The 2,157-nt window shown below is 41.2% G+C and carries 4 protein-coding genes; 1 reads left to right on the forward strand and 3 read right to left on the reverse strand.

All coding sequences use genetic code 11. The features are described 5' to 3' along the window. The first annotated feature begins 7 nt into the window (after nucleotides 1–7). Entirely contained in the window at nucleotides 8–142 is a 135-nt protein-coding gene (locus ACRCJ0_RS12485; RefSeq protein WP_431390631.1) for a hypothetical protein, read from the forward strand. Nucleotides 143–230: 88 nt separating this feature from the next. Here the strand turns inward: ACRCJ0_RS12485 and ACRCJ0_RS12490 are convergent, their stop codons facing one another. From ACRCJ0_RS12490 to liaF, 3 genes are all read right to left on the reverse strand, one after another. Next, on the reverse strand, nucleotides 231–863 hold the full coding sequence (locus ACRCJ0_RS12490) for a response regulator (protein ID WP_417894129.1): 633 nt from the start codon (nucleotides 861–863) through the stop codon (nucleotides 231–233). Then, a complete protein-coding gene (locus tag ACRCJ0_RS12495; protein WP_419971123.1) occupies nucleotides 856–1,917 on the reverse strand; it encodes a sensor histidine kinase in 1,062 nt (353 codons plus the stop codon). The genes ACRCJ0_RS12490 and ACRCJ0_RS12495 overlap by 8 nt, the downstream gene beginning before the upstream one ends. Then, on the reverse strand, nucleotides 1,914–2,157 hold a 244-nt coding region (gene liaF, locus ACRCJ0_RS12500), incomplete at its 5' end, for a cell wall-active antibiotics response protein LiaF (protein WP_431390628.1). The genes ACRCJ0_RS12495 and liaF, both read right to left, overlap by 4 nt.

Below are 2,157 nucleotides of genomic sequence, written 5' to 3' on the forward strand. Positions count from 1 at the left end.
CACTGTTATCGGTCATCTAAATTCAGGTAAGAAAGTAAACGAAAAAATCTTACGTGACGCTATGCAAAATGCCCTACAACCATTCTTGCATAAACGTACAAAACGTAATCCAATGATTATGGCAGTCGTCATGCCTGTCTAATCATACCGATTACTAATAAACAAAATAAACCTGCGATGTAAAGCTGAACTAGCTTGCATCGCAGGTTTTTCCTTTTGCAATAAAACGACTATTTAACTAATTGATTTTGGAAGGCATAAATCGTTGCTTGTGTCCGGTCTTCAACCCCTAATTTAGATAATATATTCGATACATGGGTTTTTACCGTTTTTAAGGTGATAAATAAGTCATCGGCAATTTCCTGGTTGGATTTACCAGCAGCAATCAACTGCAAGACTTCCCGTTCACGAGTAGTTAAATCATCATGTAGGTGATGGCGGTTAGCTTCTACTTCATGGGCAATCAGCTTTTCATTGACTGTTGGTGCAATAACTGACTCCCCTGCATAGGTCCGGCGAATTGCTGACGCAATTTCGTTTGCTGAAGATGTTTTTAAAATGTAGCCTTTAGCCCCAGCTTGCATGGCAGGATATACCTTTTCATCATCGATAAAAGAAGTGACAATTAAAATATTGGCTTTTGGCCATTCAGCTAAGATTTCTTGTGTTGCTTGGATCCCGTCCATATTATCCATGACTAAATCCATTAAAATGATATCTGGTTGCAGTGATAAGGCCATTTTCTTACCCTCTAATCCATCCTTAGCTTCCCCTACTATCTCTAGGTCTGATTGGGTAGATAGGTAGGTAGAAACGCCTAATCTGACCATTTCATGGTCATCTACTAACAATACTTTAATCATATATGCCCTCCATTTTTCTTGGTATTACGATTTGGATCAATGTGCCCTGGTTTTCAAATGAAATAATGTTGACCGAACCACCTAGCTGGGCCACGCGCTCTTGGATATTTTTCAAGCCGTACCCACCGTTCTGCAGTAATTCTTTGTCGGTATCAAAGCCCACGCCATCATCTGAAAATCGCAGATAAATATTTCGGTCTTTCTCATACAGATGGCATTCGATAATTTGTGCATTAGCATGTCGCAGGGAATTGGATAATAATTCCTGCACAATTCGGAATAGGTGGTTCTCCACTTCGGGCAGCAATTGAACGTCCGTCACAGTGGCTTCAAAATTAATCTTAACCTTCGTTTCTAACTCTCTAAAGAGCTGTTCAATCCCCTCTGCCAAACTTTGATTGGTCAAGGAAATTGGCCGTAGATGGAGTAGTAAGGACCGCATTTCAGCTTGAGCCTGGTCCACCATATCCGCCACCTTATCGATCAATTGCCGGTTGACAGGGTCCATATTGTCCGCCTGCTCTTGGATAGCTGACAAAATCATGGTCATGGCAAACAATTGCTGGCTGACTGAATCATGCAATTCACGCGCAATCCGTTGTCGTTCCTCTTTGACTAGTTCGTTCCTGTTCATCTCTGAGTTCGCTTCATCCGCCACCGTTTTTGCCTGCAAGGCCATTTCCATGTTCTGTAACATGGCCCGCAACCGTTCAATTTTCTCACCTATTTGCTGGCCAGCATAAACGCCCATTTCTGTTTCTTGAAAAATGGGTGAATCATATTTTCTGGCAGCCAAGGCAGTTAGCTTAGCCGTTAATTTATTTTCGTCCTTGTATAAAAAGAAATACAGGATTAAGGTTGCAATCAATGAGATGACTATATCAATGACCAATAAATACATAAATGGTAGGATTAAACGGGCAAATTCAAGATATGACCCGTCGACATTCATGGTATTAGGTGCCAAAATCAAAAAGATATAGGTTCCAAGAGATACCGTCAAAAGTGACAACCATAAAACGATAAATATTGTTAAAAACCGACGTCCTCTCATAAGAAGACCACCTCAACTGTTCCCCAACCTTGAGAAATTTGTAGGTAAATTTTCCGGTTACTTTGCTGATAAGACGCACTTTCAAAGGTTTTACGCTCATTGTTTAGGGCCACTTTTTCCCCGTTCCAATTTACTTCCGTCCGAAAACCATTGGCGTGTAGTTCAAGACCCACCCCTTCAGGCACCACAAGTTTGGTTTGCCCAACCAATTGATTAATCACGACCACATTGGTCCCTATA

The sequence above is a fragment of the Aerococcus sp. L_32 genome (genome assembly GCF_050689315.1).

Coding starts and splice junctions, on each gene's coding strand:
- ACRCJ0_RS12490 (WP_417894129.1), bottom strand. CDS start 863: ATGATTAAAGTATTGTTAGTAGATGACCATGAAATGGTCAGATTAGGC.
- ACRCJ0_RS12495 (WP_419971123.1), bottom strand. CDS start 1,917: ATGAGAGGACGTCGGTTTTTAACAATATTTATCGTTTTATGGTTGTCA.